This window comes from Dictyobacter alpinus (assembly GCF_003967575.1).
GTDB classification, from domain to species: Bacteria; Chloroflexota; Ktedonobacteria; order Ktedonobacterales; family Ktedonobacteraceae; genus Dictyobacter; species Dictyobacter alpinus.
Genome location: NZ_BIFT01000002.1, coordinates 2,385,776 through 2,403,564 on the forward strand (window position 1 = coordinate 2,385,776; position 17,789 = coordinate 2,403,564).

The window sequence follows — 17,789 nt, forward strand, 5'->3', positions numbered from 1 at the left end:
TATTGCTATGCGCATTGATGAACAACGAACCCTGGCTACGGACACACCCATTGTAGATAAGAAGCAGCAATTGTTAGAGGAGCGGCTGAAGCAATTTCAAAGTAATGTCTCGGTGCTCGAAGCTCATCCAGCTTCGACTGAAAATGTCAGCCTGTCGCATCGTCCTGCTGAACTGACGGAGAAAGCGCCGCTCTCCTTTGCGCAACAACGCATCTGGTTTATGCAGCACCTGGAGCCAGAAAGTGCCTTTTATAATGAGCCCGTAGCGCTCTCCATTCGTGGACAGCTGAATATTCATGCGCTGACACAAGCTTTGGATGAGATTGTGCGCCGCCATGAAGTGATGCGTTCAACCTTTCCGTTGATTGACGGCCAGATCGTCCAGAGGCTGCAACCGATGTCACAGGATGCCCTGACCATTCCTATCCGTGATATCAGTACGGTTCCTGTGGAGGAGCAAGATGCGGAAGTGCGGCGCATTACGGCGGAAGAGATGGCACATCTTTTTCACCTCGATACTGATATTCCCTGGCGGACGCTCTTAATTCGTTTAAATACTGAAGAGCATGTATCCCTGACCGTGATGCACCATATCATTACCGATGGCTGGTCAATGGAGATATTCATCGCTGAGATCGGGCAACTCTATGCAGCGTATAGTGGTGGACAGGCTCCACTGCTCCCGGATCTGCCGCTTCAATATGCGGATTATGCCTGCTGGCAGCGTGGATGGATTGAGAACGAAGTAATGGCAGCGCAACTGCCTTACTGGAAGCAACGGATGGCAGAACCATTACCAGAATTGCATTTGCCAACCGATCATCTGCGTCCGGCTATTCAGAGCTACCATGGTCGTCGTCGTGCGCTCACCATTCCGAAGCATCTGGTCCAGCGCTTGCAAGAGATCAGCCAGCAAGAAGGCACAACACTCTTCATGACACTGCTGACCGCCTTTAACGTCCTACTCTACCGCTATAGTGGTCAGGAAGATATCATCGTTGGATCTCCGATTGCCGGACGCCGTCGACCAGAGCTTGAGTCCCTGATAGGGTGTTTTGTCAATACCCTGGCTCTGCGCACCGACCTCAGCAACAATCCGAGCTTCCTGGAGTTGCTACAGCGGGTACGCCATGTGACCGTGGATGCCTATGATCATCAGGACCTTCCTTTTGAGAAACTGGTAGAAGAGCTTCACCTGGAACGAAACCAGAGTCAGAATCCCCTCTTCCAGGTCCTCTTTGTGCTGCAAAATATGCCGACCGCAGTCCAGAAGCTGGGAGACCTGACGATAGAGCCCTATGATGTAGAGATCAAAACCGCCAAGTTTGATCTCACCCTTGCCCTGCAAGAAGTGGATCAGCAGCTGGAAGGGTATATCGAATATAATACCGACCTGTTTGAGGAAGCAACTATCAACGGCATTCAGACCAATTTTAACCATATCCTCTCGCTGCTCGTTGCTAATCCTATGGCCCATATCGCAGATTTTGAGTGCCTACCAGATGAACAGTGGCAGCAGATCGAGCGTTGGAATGCCACCGAAAAAGACTACACGCTTGAAACCCTGCAACGTATGTTTGAAGCGCAGGTGGCCAGGACCCCCGAGGCTGAGGCGGTACGCTATGATCAGGTAAAACTCAGCTATCAGGAATTGAATGAACGTGCCAACCAGTTCGCCCACTATCTACAAGGATTAGGTATTGGTTCCGACACACTGGTTGCGATCAGTATGGATCGTTCGCTTGAGCTTGTGATTGCCCTGTTGAGTATCCTCAAAACTGGTGCCGCCTACGTCCCTATTGATCCAGCATATCCAAATGAGCGTATTAGCGTCATGCTTGAAGATGCTGATATCGCCGTCCTGCTGACCCAGGAGAAATTCCTGAAGAAGTTCCCGGACGTTCAGGCACAAATTTTGACCGAGAAGACAGTGATGCAAGAACTGGCCAACCAGAGCAAGGAAAATCCTGTCAGTAGCGCTACCATAGATAATCTTGCTTATGTCATCTATACCTCTGGCTCGACTGGCCGACCAAAGGGTGTGATGAACACACAGCGGGGCATCAGCAATCGTCTGCAGTGGATGCAAGAAGCCTATCAGTTGGGGGCCAATGATCGCGTCTTGCAGAAGACGCCCATCAGCTTTGATGTCTCGGTCTGGGAATTCTTCTGGCCATTGCTCTATGGTGCGCAACTCGTCCTGGCCAAACCGGGTGGACAACGTGATAGTGAATATCTGGTCGCCACCATTCGAGAGCAACAGATTACGACCATGCATTTTGTGCCGTCGATGTTGCGAGCCTTTTTAGCGGCACCAGAGGTTGAAAGTTGTAGTAGCTTGCAGCGTGTCATTTGTAGTGGCGAAGCGCTGCCCTACGATCTGCAGCAGACCTTTTTTGAGCGCCTACCACAGGCGAAACTGTACAATCTTTATGGTCCAACTGAAGCGGCCATTGATGTAACTGCCTGGGAATGCCAGCGCGATAGCCAGGAACCCATCGTCCCAATCGGTTATCCTATCGCCAATACACAACTCTACATATTGGATGCCTACCAGCATCTGGTGCCAATTGGCGTGGTGGGCGAGCTTTACATTGGTGGGACAGGACTGGCGAGCGGTTACCTCAATCAGCCTGAGCTTACCCGTGAGTACTTTATTGCCCATCCCTTTAGTATGTTGCCAGACGAGTATCTCTATCGGACCGGAGATCTGGCCTACTATCGCAATGATGGAGCCATTGTCTATCAAGGTCGTAACGATGAGCAGGTCAAGCTGCGTGGGGTACGTATCGAATTGGGCGAGATTGAACATGTGCTGAACAATCATCCGGCCCTGCATGAGAGCGTCGTACTGGTACGGGAAGATACTCCATTTGATCAACGTCTGGTCGCCTACTTACGTGCTCAGCCTGGAGAAGAGCCAGCGGCCAGCGAGCTGCGTAGCTATGTTCGTCAGGTGCTCCCCGAGGCGATGGTGCCGACCGCATTTGTCTACCTTGACGCCTTCCCCTTGCAGCCGAATGGCAAACTCGATCGGCGAGCCCTGCCCGCTCCGGATGCATCCATCTTGCTTGATGAGGAGCCAGAAGAGGACTATCAAGCACCCGCCACCCCGACAGAGAAGCAGGTTGCAGAAATCTGGGCGCAGATGTTAGGCGTATCCCAGGTCAGCACGACGGCGAACTTCTTTGAAATTGGCGGCCATTCGCTGCTGGTCGCGCAGGTCCTCGGACGTATTCACGATGTCTTTGATGTCGATCTACCCCTGCGTATGATGTTCCAGTCGCCGACCGTTGAGGCACTATCCAAAGACATCGAGCGTGTGAAGGCACGAACTGCCGAACTGAAACGGCGACCCTCGGTACGAGCAGTCTCACGTGAGTCCTATCGAACCAGACGTACAGAGGATTAGCCATGTGCTAAAGCAGGCTGGAGGGGAGCAGGGAGCGCACGGCTCTCTGGGGGAGATGTGGGGATTGACTTCCTTTATTCTCCACCCTCCATTCCTGTCAGCATAGCCGGCACGACAGTTATTGCGATCACGTAGATGTTTTGCTTTCACTAATAGAAGGAGAGAAGACATGCGAGAATCTCTTTCCCAAAGCATGCCACCAGAACTCAATATCAGCGACCAGGCAGTCGCCAAAGAGATGTTTATGTTACCCGCGTCCTTCGCGCAGAAGCGACTATGGTTCCTGGAGCAGTGGGAAGCAGGCATTTACCATATTCCTACCGCCGTAGGAATGAAGGGGCAGATGAATGTTGAGGCCATGCAATGGAGCATTCAAGAGATTATCCACCGACATGAGATATTGCGCACCACCTTTCAAATGATCGATGGAGACATTATGCAGATGGTTGCGCCACAGATCCCATTTGAGATGTCAGTAGTTGATCTGCGGGCATTTGCCCCCGATGTCCGTAATGTCAAAGAGCGCCGCCTGGTGGCCGAGACCTTTCATCATCCCTTTGACCTGAGCAGGGGTCCCCTCTTACGGGTAAGCTTGCTCCGCTTGAAGGACGATAGCTATTCTCTTTTACTGACGATGCACCATATTATTTCGGATGCCTGGTCAATGGAAGTATTTGTACGGGAATTGACCACCCTCTATGCAGACTATGTGGCGCAGCGCACCTCATCATTAGAAGAGCTAAGCATCCAATATGCGGATTATGCCATCTGGCAGAATGATTGGTTGCAAGGAGAGGTCCTGGATGAGCACCTCACCTATTGGAAAGAACAACTGGCGCATGTGCCGATCTTGCAGCTTCCCACGGACCGCCCGCGTCCAGCTATCCAATCATTTCGCGGGGCCGTCCGTATTGTGATGTTTCCCAAAGAACTGACGACGAGCCTGAAAAACGTGTGCCGCAAAGAAGGCGTGACCATGTTTATGCTGCTCCTGGCGGCATTTAATGCGTTGCTCTATCGCTATTCGGGACAGGATGATATTGTGGTGGGCATCCCAATTGCAGGTCGAACTGATAGTAAAGTGGAGAATCTGATCGGTTGCTTTATCAATACGCTCGCCTTACGCACAGATCTCTCAGGAAATCCTGCTTTTAAAACCCTTTTAGAGCGTGTACGTGAGGTTGCGCTGAGCGGCTACTCGCACCAGGACCTGCCTTTTGAGCGCCTGGTTGAAGAGTTGCAGCCTGATCGTGATCTAAGCTATAACGCGCTGACGCAGGTCATGTTTGCCTTCCAGAATGTGCCGCGTGGTGAAGTTAAACTTCCTGGCCTGACGCTGAGCCCCTTAAAGCTCGATAGTGAAACCTCCAAGCTTAAAAATGCCGATGCCGAACGGATGAGCCGTAAGCAGAACGCTTCAGGCCATGGGAAGAAGAATGCCATTTTTGATCTTGATCTTACCATGTGGGAAAACGGAGAGACCCTCTTTGGTGAGATAAAGTATAATACCGATCTTTTTGATACGCAGACGATTATTCGACTGTATGAACATTTCCAGACCTTTCTGGAGGCCATTGCCACCAATATCACCTGTCCTATTAACGATATACCCTTACTCACAGCGGCGGATCTGCAGCGTCAGCTCATAGATTGGAATGATACGCAGGAAGATAATCCACTTGATACAGGTTTCACAACCCTTTTTGAGCAGCAGGTCGAGCGTACTCCTGATGCTATTGCCGTCGTTGAGGGAGAACAGACACGGACCTATCGAGAATTGAACCAGCAAGCCAATCGACTTGCTCATGCTTTGCGTGAGGTTGGTGTTGGTCCTGAGTGCCTTGTTGCCTTGCATATGGAAAGAAGCATTGCCCTGTTAACGGCAATCCTGGCGGTGTTTAAAGCAGGGGGAGCCTACCTGCCTCTGGATCTTCACCATCCTGGGAGCCGTGTAAAACACCTGTTACAGCAGAGCGGTGCTCAGCTTGTGCTGGCCACCAGAGACAGTCTAGCCACTTCAGAGCATGAGTTAGAGCTCTGTTGTCGCGAGGCAGGGGTGAGGCTTGACTATATTGAAGAGCTTGAGCTGGGACAGCGGGACAGTGATAATCTCCCACACACGGGGGCAGCGACAGACCTGGCGTATGTGATCTATACCTCGGGTTCAACGGGCCTGCCAAAAGGTGCCATGATTGAGCAACGCGGTATGATCAACCATCTCTATGCGAAGATTCATGCCCTTGACCTTCAGGAAGATGATTGTATCGCGCAGACCGCATCGCAGTGCTTCGACATCTCCGTCTGGCAATTTCTTGCGGCCCTGCTGGTTGGTGGGACAACGTACATCTATCCGAATGACATTACACACGATCCCATTGAGCTCTTGCGGGCGGTCGATACAGATGGCTGCAGCATTTTAGAGATTGTGCCATCATTGTTAACGGTACTGTTGGATGCTCATGAAAGCGATGATGGACAACAAACCAGACCAGCATTGACCGAGTTACGCTGGCTTATTCCAACCGGTGAAGCTCTGGTAGGATCTCTCTGTCGCCGCTGGTTTCACCTGTATCCTGACATTCCGTTACTCAACGCTTACGGGCCAACGGAATGTTCAGATGATGTGGCCCATTACGAAATTACTGCCGCACCTGAAGAGTCTCTGACCAATATGCCCATAGGCTTTCCTGTTGATAACACGCAACTCTATATCCTGGATAAACACTTGCAGCCAGTGCCCATAGGTGTAAAAGGTGAAATATACGTCGGTGGTGTGGGTGTTGGGCGTGGCTATCTCAATGATCCTGAGCGGACAGCCGCCGCCTTTCAGCATGATCCTTTTCAGACCGAGAAAGATGCGCGACTCTATAAGACTGGTGATGAGGCACGTTATCTACCAGATGGCAAGCTAGAATATCTGGGTCGCATTGATCAGCAGGTCAAAATCCGTGGATTTCGGGTTGAGCCAGGAGAGATTGAAGCCGTCCTTGAGCGGCATCCAGCGGTGCGATCCAGCCTGGTCATCGCACGTCCGGATGCAGCTGGCCAGCAACAACTGGTTGCCTATTGTGTGCCCGTGGAAGATCTCCATATTGAGACAAGTATGCTCCGCACATTTTGTAAAGAGTATCTTCCAGATTATATTGTGCCCACTGCTATTATCATGCTTGCGGCATTTCCATTGACCGATAATGGGAAAGTCGACCGAACGGCCCTGCCGGCGCCTGACGCATTGGTGGGCGAGCAGGAGCAGGACTATGTGGCACCACGCAATGCGTTAGAGCAGACACTGACAGAGATCTGGTCAGAGGTTTTGGGTGTCAAACGTGTTGGCATCCATCATGATTTTTTTGCACTGGGTGGGCATTCACTCTTGACTGTACGCCTGGTCACACAGATCCAAAAGCGTTGTGGTCAACGGATCCCGCTTGCCGCCATTTTCCAGTATAGAAGTATTGCTGAACTGGGAAAGGTCCTACAAACCGCTCCCGACGCAACTAGCTGGACTGCTCAGGAACAAGGTGACCTCTCACCTGCAGACCTGCGAGCAGAAGCGATGCTTGATCTGCAGACCTGTCCTGAAGTCTGGCCAAGCAAGCTAGAACTTGAGCCGGAGAACATTCTGCTGACAGGCGCTACCGGCTTTCTCGGCAACTTCCTGCTGGCCGATTTATTGGAACAGACATCTGCTACCATCTATTGCCTGATCCGTGTGAGAGATCCTGAAGAAGGCAAAGAAAAACTCCAGGCGCTGCTGGAAGCTATCGGACACTGGCAGCCAGCCTATGCTGAGCGTGTGGTTCCTCTGGTTGGTGATTTAGCGTTGACGCATTTAGGGCTGGATGACCTGACCTATCAAAAATTGACCACCGAGCTTGGAGCCATCTACCATAACGGCGCGCTGGTGAATTCGTTCTATCCCTATCAACAATTGCGGGCCGCCAATGTAGAGGGAACGAAAGAGATCATTTATCTTGCCAGTCACGGCCGTTTAAAACCGTTGCACTATATCTCGACGCTCAGTGTGTTTTCCCGTAAAGCAACGCTGCAGCAGCCCGTTATTCGAGAGCAAGAAGCGCTGGATGAGCATGGCGATTTTATGAAAGGTGGCTATGCACAGAGTAAATGGGTCGCTGAGAAGCTGGTAACCGTGGCCCGCTCACGTGGCTTGCCCGTGGTTATCTACCGGCCGGGCCGTATCACCGGTGATAGCCAGTCAGGCAGCTGGCGTACCAACGATGTGTTGTGCCGTGTCATCAAAGGCTGCATCCAGATGGGGAGTGTACCAGACTCTATTAAAGATGATCTGATAGAGATGACCCCGGTCAACTATGTCAGTCGCGCAATTGTGGCCCTGGCTCGTCGTAAGGCATCATTTGGACAGGTCTATCATCTTCTTAATACCGCACCAGCGCGCGTGGAGCAGGTTGTGCGCTGGCTCAACGATTATGGATATGCCGTTCAATTTCTCGACGATCAGCGTTGGGATCAAGAGGCGAAACGCCTGGCAGAACAGGATCCAGATAATGAGATGATCCCGGTTATGCCACTGGTCTTTTCACCAAAGCCAGCGCATAGCCAGCCGAAGGTAGCACCAGCGCAACCGCTGCGTTTTGATAACCGTAATGTCACCCTTGGACTATCCGGTACATCCATTACCTGTCCCGAGCTCGATGTCCGCTTATTCTACACGTATCTAGATCGTCTTGTGGCGCAAGGATTTTTGGCGGCTCCGCAGCAGTAGAAAGCGAGGATTCTTTCTTGAGTTATGAAGCACTTCTCAACAACTTTCTCCACTGGTCGGAGCAGCAAGATGATATTCGCGTAGTGTTTATTGTTGGATCACGGGGACGAGAAGATCATCCAGCCGATGAGTGGGCGGATCTCGACATCATCTTTGTGACCACACAACCGTATAACTATGTGACAAAAACCGACTGGCTCTACAAAGTTGGAACCCCATGGATGTCCCATTTAGAACCGTTTCGGACGGGTGAGATTGTCGAAAGGCGTGTGCTCTTTGCAGGCGGCCTTGCCGTTGATTTTGCGCCCCTTGCTGTTGACATGATGGAGAAGTTATTAGCCGTCGACCTCCTCCCGCTTGAAACAGTTATTCTGCCAGGCATCCATGTGGTTCTGGATAAAGATGGGTACAAGGATCTCCTGCTAGAGGCCCGTGAACGCTTACAGGCCCAGTCTGTCCAGTCACGGCCACCGCATAACCATGAGTTTAGCGAAAGCATCAATGACTTCTGGTATCACGCCTATTGGGTAGTCAAAAAGTGGCAGCGAGGAGAGCTGTGGTCCGCCAAGTGGTGCCTGGATGTATACATGAAACAACTTTTGCTCCACATGCTTGAGTGGCACGCACGAGCAACCCGAGGGAGGGATGCGCCTGTCAAAAATGATGGTCGTTTTCTTGAAGAATGGGCAGATCCCCGGGCCTTAGAGGAACTTCCCACCTGTTTTGCGCACTATGAGCATGAAGATATGCGCATAGCACTCAACGCGACATGCCTCCTCTATAGCCGGATTGCCAGGGAGGCGGCTCATTTGCTCCACTATACCTATCCAAACGAGATTGAAGAGCGTATCTCTCAGTTGCTGGAGCAACATCAGCTTCAATTGTGATATGCGCAGGGAACAAGAGAACATAACCACAACGTACGCAATAGCCTGGATATAGCAGGCTATTGCGTACAATTTCTCCTCTACACTGCGTACAAAAAATACGTCAGGCACGTCATGACAGGCAACGGATGCTTCTGTACTATTGAAAATAGATGAAATATGTCCTGAGCAGTAGTAAAGATAGGAGCATACATCGTGGATCGCATTCAAGGGACTGAGCCGCAGCCACAGCAAGCTATGCTGGTCATTGAAGGGCTCAGCAAAGTATATACCGGGCGTCACAATGCGCGCATGATCGCGTTAGATACGCTGAATCTGACCATTCCTAAAGGCCAGATCTTTGGGTTTCTAGGAGCCAATGGCGCGGGCAAAACCACGACCATCAAGATGATCTGTGGACTGATTTTTCCGACGAGCGGAACCATTACCGTAAATGGCTATAGTGTAGCGCATCAACATAGCATGGCGATGAGACAAATAGGCGCTGTCTTGGAAGGGACGCGCAATGTCTACTGGCGCCTGTCGGCCTGGGAAAACCTGATGTATTTTGGACATTTGAAGGGCTGTTCAGGCAAGGAACTCAAGCTGCGTGCTGAGTACCTGTTACGAGAACTAGATTTATGGGATCGGCGTCATGATAGTCTGCGCGTATTCTCACGTGGTATGCAGCAGAAGGTCGCTATTGCCTGCGCATTAATTGCTGATCCGCCGCTGGTTCTGTTGGATGAACCCACGCTTGGACTTGATATCCAATCGGCAAGGACGGTCAAAGAATGGATTTTCCGTTTGGCCCGTGAGCAAAACAAGACCGTTATCCTGACCACGCACCAGCTTGATATGGCCCAGGCATTATGTGATCGGGTTGCCATTATCCGTAAAGGGCATGTACTGGCAGATAAAGCCCTCTCAGAATTGTTGAACATTTTTCGGCAAGAATACTATCAGATTAAAGTTGCCGGATCAGTGGATGCGCAATGGCAGCACTGCTTTGAAGGCATGAGCATCGCACAGGAGAACGAAGAAACGATCCTGACTGGTCCCATTGCTGATCAGGGTAAGTTGTTGGACTACTTGAATAAACTGCACTCCTTGCACTATCCACTCCTCTCCACCACCCAGATCGAACCGAATCTTGAGGATGTCTTTATGCAATTGATTGCTGAGAGTGAAAAAGGAGATCATCGTGAGAACGATCTTGCTCGCCATCGTTAATGAAATCTACAAACGCTTCTTGATTCTCTGGGACTATAAATTTAACCTGCTCATGCAACTGGTAATGGTCGGTTTTATTTTTATTGGTGCCAGTTTTTTTATCCAGGGTGGGCAATTAGATCCCAGGCAACTTGCGCCCCTGTTCATCGGCTACATTGTGTGGTTTTATGCACGGATTATTATCATGACGACCGGAGCCGACCTTGTAGGTGAAGCTCAAGCTGGCACATTAGAGCAAATGTATATGAGCCCGGTCTCCGCCGAACTGCTGCTGATTGGACGCATGTGTGCTACCTTGATCACAACCACCATCATGGTCATAGTAACTGGCGTTGTGTTGCTGCTGCTGCTGCACATTCAGCTCCCCTTTCACTGGGAAGTTATTCCTGTCCTCTTGCTCACCCTCTTTGGACTCTTTGGGTTCACCTTGATCTTGAGTGGAGCGGCTCTGGTCTTTAAACAAGTTGATGGATTGGCCGACCTGGTTCAGAATGCACTTCTTTTCCTGACTGGATCGCTGTTACCGATCAGCCGTTTTCCTGCCTGGCTCGGTGAAGTTGCCAAAACTCTCCCCATCACGCAAGGCATCGTTGTGCTACGCCAGGTTGATCTGGAAGGGCAATCACTTGCGGCCACCTGGGCCAGCGGTAGTCTCTCCTGGCTGATCATTCATTCAGCGATTTATATGTGTGCAGGCTGGATTATTTTCAAGTGGTGTGAGCGTATTGCCAAGCAAAAAGGTTCATTGAGTCAGTATTAGCAGTTGGAGGTCACGCATATGAACATGACATCATCAGCGCGTAACGCATGGATATTTCCAACGGCTCCGGCTCCAGGGGCGCGTCTACGCCTTTTTTGTTTTCCCCATGCAGGTGGTGGTGCTTCAATGTATCAGAGTTGGAAACGTCTCTTGCCAGCGGACATAGATGTATGCCCGGTACAATTGCCCGGCCGAGAGAATCGCATGCGTGAGCCTGCCATGAAGAGCTTCGCCTCATTGGCAGAAGCGTTAGCATCAGCTTTGTCCGCCTATCTGGACACGCCCTTTGCCTTCTTTGGGCATAGTATGGGTTCCATGGTCAGTTTCGAGTTGACCCGCTTTTTACGCCGACAAGGTATGCCTTTGCCACAGCATCTTTTTGTTTCAGCCTACCGGGCACCTCAATTAGCGATTGCCCGGCCCTGGCTGCATACAATGTCGGAAGCAGATCTCGTACAAACTTTGCTTGCCTTAGAAGGCACAAGCCGTGAGGTGCTAGAGAATGACGAACTGCGGCAGTTTTTGCTACCCCTGATCAGAAGTGATTTTACCGCCTGTGAGACGTATACGTATACGTCCGAAGAGCCCCTTGCCTGTCCAATTGATGTCTTTGGTGGTCAGCAAGACCGACGTGCGCCACATGCCGTTCTCGCAGCCTGGCAAGAACAGACAAGCAGTCAATTTCAATTGCATATGTTGCCCGGTGGTCACTTCTATCTCCAGGAGAGACCAGCACCATTACTTGACATCCTGGCCAGGCAATTACAGTACCAGAGCCACTAAAAAATGTTTATGTTACTGGATGAGCAAAAAAGAGCGCCCTTGCCATCCAGGAAAGGGCACATTGATGAATCTCGTCTTAATGGATGTAAAAAGCATTAGCAATTTAAGCTCGGCATCGTTGAGTGATCTTGCCGATCAGGTAGGCAACACCCCGATCAAGCCAATAGGACTCACCATTGATGGTCGACACTATCCTATTCATCTCAAATTAGAGAGTATGAATCCTACTGGTTCAGTCAAGGATCGTACGGGTCTGGGACTGATTCAGTGGCTGGAGTTGCAAGGTTCCTTACAGCCGGGTTCGACCGTGATTGAATCTACATCAGGGAATTTAGGCGTTGCCCTGGCCCTTCAATGTAGGGTACGAGGCTACAAATTTGTGGCTGTTGTCGATCCCAAAACCACGCCAGAAAATATCAACAAGATGCGTGCGTTAGGTGCGCAGATTGATGTAGTCGACCAGCCAGATATCAATGGCGGCTATCTCCTCACACGTCTGGAGCGAATTCAACAGTTATGCGCAGTGCATCCCGACTATATCTGGTCCAATCAATATGGCAGTCTGGCTAATCCACGTATTCACGCGAATACGACAGCACCCGAGATATATGAGCAGATGCAGGGAGACGTTGATGTGATCTTTATTGCCGTCTCGACTGGTGGGACGTTGACCGGTGTCAGTCGTTACTTCCGTGCTGTGAGCCCTCATACGCGCATTATTGGGGTTGATGCCGTTGGTTCTATTATCTTTGGTACCCAGGCCGGACCGCGCCTGCTGACCGGCATTGGTTCGTCTCGTGCCTCAAGCTTTATTACGGCAGCGGCGTATGACGAATACATGCTGATCGATGACCACACCGCTTTTGCCTTTTGTCGAGAATTGGATACCGAGACTGGTATAAAGGTTGGAGGCTCAAGTGGCGCGGTCCTCTCCGCATGTGCGCGTTATCTATCCAGACGTCCTGAAGAGCAACGTATCGTCTGTCTCTGTGCTGATGGTGGAGAAAACTATGCCTCATCACTTTTTAGCGATGAGTGGTTAGAGGCGCATGGTATGGTCATCCCGGCACAGAGATCAGGCAGAATTCATAAAATTGTAGAGTAGGAAGCCATGAGCATGACACAAGTTGAAGACAGCGTACGTGAACACTTGTTGGAGATGTATAGTAGTCAGCATCCTACGTACGAGCAGCCAGAGATTCATCAGTTGAGACGTGAAAACACCGGTTGGGAAAGCGAACTTTATTCATTTACCTTCTGTTACCAGAAGGCAATGATATATCAAACAGCTCCCACCATTTTAAAGCTCTATCGTGGAACGAGTGGCGTAAAAAAAGCCATTGGTGAGTTCTATGGGATGCAGCAGCTATTACACAATGGCTATCCCGTGCCACGGGTCCAGCATATCATGTTGAACGATACCAGGGTAGGTTCAGCTTATGTCTTGATGGAAAAGATAGCTGGATGTTCCATGTATAGCATCATGAAGAATTGTTCTCCTCAAGAAGTACTCCCACTTATCAGTCATTTCTGTGAACTCTTCGTTGAGTTGCACACGATGCATTGGGAAGATTTTGTGATTGATCCCACTAAGTATGTACAGACCGACCTCGTCAATCAGAAACTTGCGACGACGCGAACTCTGATTGAACAGACCCTTCCCGAGCTTTTTGATCCGATCCTGACGTGGCTCCAGCAGCGTAGCCAACACATGAGCCATGTCGCCCCGGCGGTCGTACACGGAGATTTTCATCCCGCCAATATCATGCTCACCGAACAATGGGAAGCATATGTCATTGACTGGACCCAGATCGAAGTATCTGACTTTCGTTTTGACCTGGCCTGGACCCTTACACTCCTCAATACTTTCTTCGGTCAGGAATGGGGCTATATTGTTCTTTCTGAGTACGAGGATTTAATCGGGCAGCAGATCATGGACCTGGACTTTTTTGAGGTCTTTGCTTGTATGAAACGGCTTTTTGATATCATTGTCTGCATGCATAAGAATAATAACGAGAGTCTGGGGATGCACGCGGGAGCAAATGCGGCCATGAAGCAGCATCGTGAAGCAACCTACAAGACCTATGCACAACTGTGCAGGCATACCAACTGCGAATATCCCAAATTAGCATGCCTCCTATAAAAAGCACATGATCAATAGTGATTGTATCGTCACTATTGATCATGTGCTTTTTATTGCTACCTTGAAGATAATGTTTGATTACCATGAAATCCATACCCCCGTTATCGTTGTTTTCGCGCCTCTGGCGCTCCAACGGTTTTACGTGTGCTGTCAAAAAGTGTTCGGAGAATACTTTTTGACAGCACACGTAAAAGAAGGATGGGCGCTTTAGGGCCCGCGTGCGGCCGGTTGTATGCTTCCCTAAGAGAGTGGAAGTAAAACACATTCTAAGAGGTCGCCTCTATTTTACCTGCACCGAGGAATCCGGTTGCACCATATTGTTTATGGATGAGGGTGTGTTATGCTGGTGATCGATTGCCGCAATCTTCACGCCAAGCGATTCGAAGAAGGCGGGCCAGCTATTATAGCCATATTCGCTGCCAAAGCGTACAATCTCCAGGTTTTGATCGGGCATCAGGTAGATAAACTCGCCTTTATTGCCACGTGCTGAATAATGATAGTTCACGCCATCGCGACTGCTAATCCACCAGAGGTATTGATAGAACCAATCTGGATCTGTCTGGGTACTCGCACCGGTTGACTGTTTTACCCAGGCAGCAGGGATGATCTGCTGGTTATTCCACTTTCCATGATTAAGGAAGAGGCTACCAAATTTGGCGAAATCGATTGCCCGTCCATTGATTCCACTCTCCATTTTCTCAAAACCATCCTGTGCGCTATCCAGGCTCCAGGAACCCGATGCTTCCATACCCAGGGGTTTCCAGATCTTCTCCTGAAGATAATGCGAAACCGACTGATGGGTTGTCCGTTCTAGAATGAGGCCTAGAAGCAAAGCATTATAGGGATTGTAGACAAATTGTTTACCAGGGGCGGCTACGATATTGCATTGTAGCGCCAGAGAGCGTAAGTTTGGATCATAGTATGTTTTTGAGTCATCGCTTTGTAAAGGATTGGCCTCTTTATGCCATTGAATGCCTGAGGTCATCGTTAGTAAATGCTGGATCGTGATCTTTTCGAAGCGCGGATCACGTTTAGCTAATTCGGGCAGATAGCGTGTAATAGGTGTATTGACGCTCTCAATAGAGCCATCCTCAATAGCAATGCCAACCAGAGCAGAGGTAAAGGATTTCGCGATGGAAAATGAGGTTACCTCTGAGGTAGCATTATAGCCATTGAAGTATTGCTCATAGATGATCTGATTATTTTTGATTACCAGAAATGACGTTGTGCCAGTAGAGGTTAAAAACTGACGAAGATCTTGATTCTGTCCATAGTCATTATCGTTGGTGGTCACGGTTTGAAAGGCTGGGCTGTAGAGATTATTTGCTGGTAGTCGTTGGTAGGTGTAAGCCGGGCCTGCATTTGCGACTGGTCGGTTGGTAAATCGATTGAAATCCTTTGCTGATGCATCTTGCCAGACCAGTAAGCGTGCCGCAAGTGAGTTGTCCGTATTAAAGTATGCCAGCGTGTAGAGCGCTCCACTCAATACGAGTAACGTGCAGAGTATGCCAAGAATGATGCGCAGAACCTTAGGGACGCGGCGACGTTTGCGTGTCGGCTGTGGCTTCACGAGCCTCTCCTCTTGTTCTGGTATGTTGTTCTGAATCTGATTAATGGTGTGCATGATATACATCTCTCTGGGACTAACCAGTGACTGTCACGTACAGTATACAATAACTATTTTTTCGCGTATTGACAGTTGTGGGTTGTTCGCTGTTTAGCGTTCGAGCCAGATACCTCGCTGTTGTTTTTGTGCTAGCTGATAAACTCTGTGGGCAATCGCAATATCTTCGATAGCCATGCCAAAGGGATTGACCAGGATAATGTCTTGTGGCGTTTCCCGGCCTTTTTTCGTGCCAATGACAAGCTCTCCTAATTCTGCATCGATCCCGCGACACCCATCCTTGCTGGCAGCGCCCTCATCGCGTCCTGCAGGTCCGGTTATCTGTCCTGCGCGATACATACGGCCAAGCAGGCGGTGTGTATCATTTTTTACTAATGGCCAATCATCGATAATGATTTTTTGTGCCTGATAGACAACTTCTGGTAAGACATCATCCAACGAGACATTGACAATGATCGTTCCCGGTTGTAACCAGGAAAATGGAATATAGCCTCTGGTCGTCGTTGTCGTAGGAATGACTAACTGAGCCGGTCGGATCGCGGCTTCTGCGGAGGTCGTGATATGAAAGGCCAGGCGCTGTTGCATTTCTGGTGACAGGCTTTTGATCAGCTCATCAGCGCGATCGCGGTTAATATCAAAAATTTGGACGTGATGGAGAGCTGGCAGGCGCCTGGTAAGGAGCTCAATATGAGCTTTTGCCAGGACGCCTGCCCCAATGATTGCCAGCGTCTGGACCTCAGGACCCTGACAGAGATCTGCGGCCAACGCTGAAACACTGGCGGTACGCAGGCTTGAAATGAAAGCGCTATCCATAATGCATTGAATGCGTACCGTAGTATCATCATACAGTAAAGTCAGACCACTGGCACGGGGAAGATTGCGGTTCGGATTAGCGATATTGCCATTAATAATCTTCGTGCCTGCACGGCGTTGTGAACCCTGGAGATAACCCGGCATATTCAGATTGCGTACCACCTCACCATCAGCATTTGTCCATCCCATATATGCTTCATCTGGCAGGAGTGTTTGTCCTGTGGCATGGAGGTGAAACATCTCACGAATGATGGCCACACTATCGAGATCCTGACAAATGTGTGCCACATCCTGCTGAGAGAGATAAAGGATTTTCTCTTCTGTGTCTCTTTCCATTATCCTTCTGCTTTCGCTGCTCATAGCTCTGTGTCTCGTCTCAGGCGAACGTTGGGACTGGAGGGAGCGTTGGTAATTCCATATCCAGGCCAATGACGCGTAGTTTCTTTTCCAGTGACCTGCGTGCATAGCGCGGTGTTTCCCAGGGATCTTCTTTTTGTGCCAGCATCGGCTCTATTCTGTTTTCTGGCGGGGCGACTGATTGGAGCGCATTGGAAACATGGCGATTGATGGTGTTATACACAACCTGTGCATAGTCGCGATCGTTGTGGATCATATCGCGTAAGAATTTCACGCCGAAAAGCACATGTCTGGATTCATCGCGTGCCACGGCCGTAAAGCCAGCACGGAATCCTGGAAAAATATTGTCGCGTCGATACACTTCCAGCAGTGCTCGCTGGCCAGCCAGAGCCATCGTGCCCTCAATGAGTACATGATATAAGGTGACACCCTCAACCAGCAGGCGCAAATCCTGAGGCTCACGGCGAATACGGTCAGCGACATCACTTAAGGCCTCAATAATGATCGCCTTGGAATAAGGATTCATGAACTCTTTCGCATGAGCCAGTGTGTCTTCCAACGAGCCTTTATCTACCCCGAGCACCTCATTGAAGAAACGCGTAAAGAAGATAGTATGGCGGGATTCATCAACGAGTTGTGTTGTGGCATAGATGCGCATCTCTTCGTCTGGCATCGCAATTACGTAGGGTGCCAGCCCATCGGTTACACTGGCCTCACCTTGAAAAAATGAAGCCAGGGCATGAATACGCAAAGCCCGCTCTTCAGCCGAGGTATCTTCCCACTGAATAATATCTGGAATAAAATCGATCTCTCCTGCTTCCCAATGCTGATTCTCCCAACGATAATAGAGCTCTCGATATGATGGAAGATGTACTAATCCATCATCGATAATATTAAGGACATTATCAATGGGAGTTGATTGAAGTTCGTGTAAAGAAGCATCTTCGGGTGAGACGTGTATTGACATAGCATCCTCCTCTTGTAGATTGAATACAACTTTTCCGGTTTGTGAACCCCAGATTATTGTGCATAGGCCAGCAGGATGTTTCTTGCA

11 protein-coding genes are annotated in these 17,789 nt (G+C 49.9%); 8 read left to right on the forward strand and 3 right to left on the reverse strand.

Going from position 1 to position 17,789, the window contains the following annotated elements; translation table 11 throughout:
* The first annotated feature begins 7 nt into the window (after positions 1–7).
* From EL633_RS32040 to EL633_RS32075, 8 genes are all read left to right on the forward strand, one after another.
* The gene (locus tag EL633_RS32040; RefSeq protein WP_126631277.1) at positions 8–3,412 is read left to right on the forward strand and encodes a non-ribosomal peptide synthetase; all 3,405 of its coding nucleotides are present in this window, start codon (positions 8–10) and stop codon (positions 3,410–3,412) included.
* A 169-nt stretch (positions 3,413–3,581) separates the two neighbouring features.
* On the forward strand, positions 3,582–8,156 hold the full coding sequence (locus tag EL633_RS32045; RefSeq protein ID WP_126631278.1) for a non-ribosomal peptide synthetase: 4,575 nt from the start codon (positions 3,582–3,584) through the stop codon (positions 8,154–8,156).
* Positions 8,157–8,173: 17 nt separating this feature from the next.
* Entirely contained in the window at positions 8,174–9,043 is an 870-nt protein-coding gene (locus EL633_RS32050; RefSeq protein WP_161982623.1) for an aminoglycoside 6-adenylyltransferase, read from the forward strand.
* Between the two features lie 195 nt (positions 9,044–9,238).
* The gene (locus EL633_RS32055; RefSeq protein WP_218027624.1) at positions 9,239–10,255 is read left to right on the forward strand and encodes an ABC transporter ATP-binding protein; all 1,017 of its coding nucleotides are present in this window, start codon (positions 9,239–9,241) and stop codon (positions 10,253–10,255) included.
* Entirely contained in the window at positions 10,227–11,015 is a 789-nt protein-coding gene (locus tag EL633_RS32060) for an ABC transporter permease (RefSeq protein WP_126631280.1), read from the forward strand. The genes EL633_RS32055 and EL633_RS32060 overlap by 29 nt, the downstream gene beginning before the upstream one ends.
* A gap of 18 nt (positions 11,016–11,033) precedes the next feature.
* Positions 11,034–11,798 (forward strand): thioesterase II family protein, encoded by a 765-nt coding sequence (locus EL633_RS32065; protein WP_218027625.1) that lies wholly within the window; start codon positions 11,034–11,036, stop codon positions 11,796–11,798.
* Positions 11,799–11,862: 64 nt separating this feature from the next.
* Entirely contained in the window at positions 11,863–12,903 is a 1,041-nt protein-coding gene (gene sbnA, locus EL633_RS32070) for a 2,3-diaminopropionate biosynthesis protein SbnA (protein ID WP_161982624.1), read from the forward strand.
* 12 nt (positions 12,904–12,915) lie between these two features.
* Complete coding sequence (locus EL633_RS32075) at positions 12,916–13,941, forward strand: phosphotransferase family protein (protein WP_161982625.1); 1,026 nt, start codon at positions 12,916–12,918, stop codon at positions 13,939–13,941.
* 280 nt (positions 13,942–14,221) lie between these two features.
* Here the strand turns inward: EL633_RS32075 and EL633_RS32080 are convergent, their stop codons facing one another.
* The 3 genes from EL633_RS32080 to EL633_RS32090 form a co-directional block, all read right to left on the reverse strand.
* Positions 14,222–15,565 (reverse strand): serine hydrolase domain-containing protein, encoded by a 1,344-nt coding sequence (locus tag EL633_RS32080; protein WP_161982626.1) that lies wholly within the window; start codon positions 15,563–15,565, stop codon positions 14,222–14,224.
* A gap of 93 nt (positions 15,566–15,658) precedes the next feature.
* The gene (locus EL633_RS32085; protein WP_161982627.1) at positions 15,659–16,714 is read right to left on the reverse strand and encodes an ornithine cyclodeaminase family protein; all 1,056 of its coding nucleotides are present in this window, start codon (positions 16,712–16,714) and stop codon (positions 15,659–15,661) included.
* 40 nt (positions 16,715–16,754) lie between these two features.
* On the reverse strand, positions 16,755–17,702 hold the full coding sequence (locus tag EL633_RS32090; protein WP_126631285.1) for a ribonucleotide-diphosphate reductase subunit beta: 948 nt from the start codon (positions 17,700–17,702) through the stop codon (positions 16,755–16,757).
* Positions 17,703–17,789 lie beyond the last annotated feature (87 nt).

Coding starts and splice junctions, on each gene's coding strand:
- EL633_RS32040 (WP_126631277.1), top strand. CDS start 8: ATGCGCATTGATGAACAACGAACCCTGGCTACGGACACACCCATTGTA.
- EL633_RS32045 (WP_126631278.1), top strand. CDS start 3,582: ATGCGAGAATCTCTTTCCCAAAGCATGCCACCAGAACTCAATATCAGC.
- EL633_RS32065 (WP_218027625.1), top strand. CDS start 11,034: ATGAACATGACATCATCAGCGCGTAACGCATGGATATTTCCAACGGCT.
- sbnA (WP_161982624.1), top strand. CDS start 11,863: ATGAATCTCGTCTTAATGGATGTAAAAAGCATTAGCAATTTAAGCTCG.
- EL633_RS32075 (WP_161982625.1), top strand. CDS start 12,916: ATGACACAAGTTGAAGACAGCGTACGTGAACACTTGTTGGAGATGTAT.
- EL633_RS32080 (WP_161982626.1), bottom strand. CDS start 15,565: ATGCACACCATTAATCAGATTCAGAACAACATACCAGAACAAGAGGAG.
- EL633_RS32085 (WP_161982627.1), bottom strand. CDS start 16,714: ATGGAAAGAGACACAGAAGAGAAAATCCTTTATCTCTCTCAGCAGGAT.
- EL633_RS32090 (WP_126631285.1), bottom strand. CDS start 17,702: ATGTCAATACACGTCTCACCCGAAGATGCTTCTTTACACGAACTTCAA.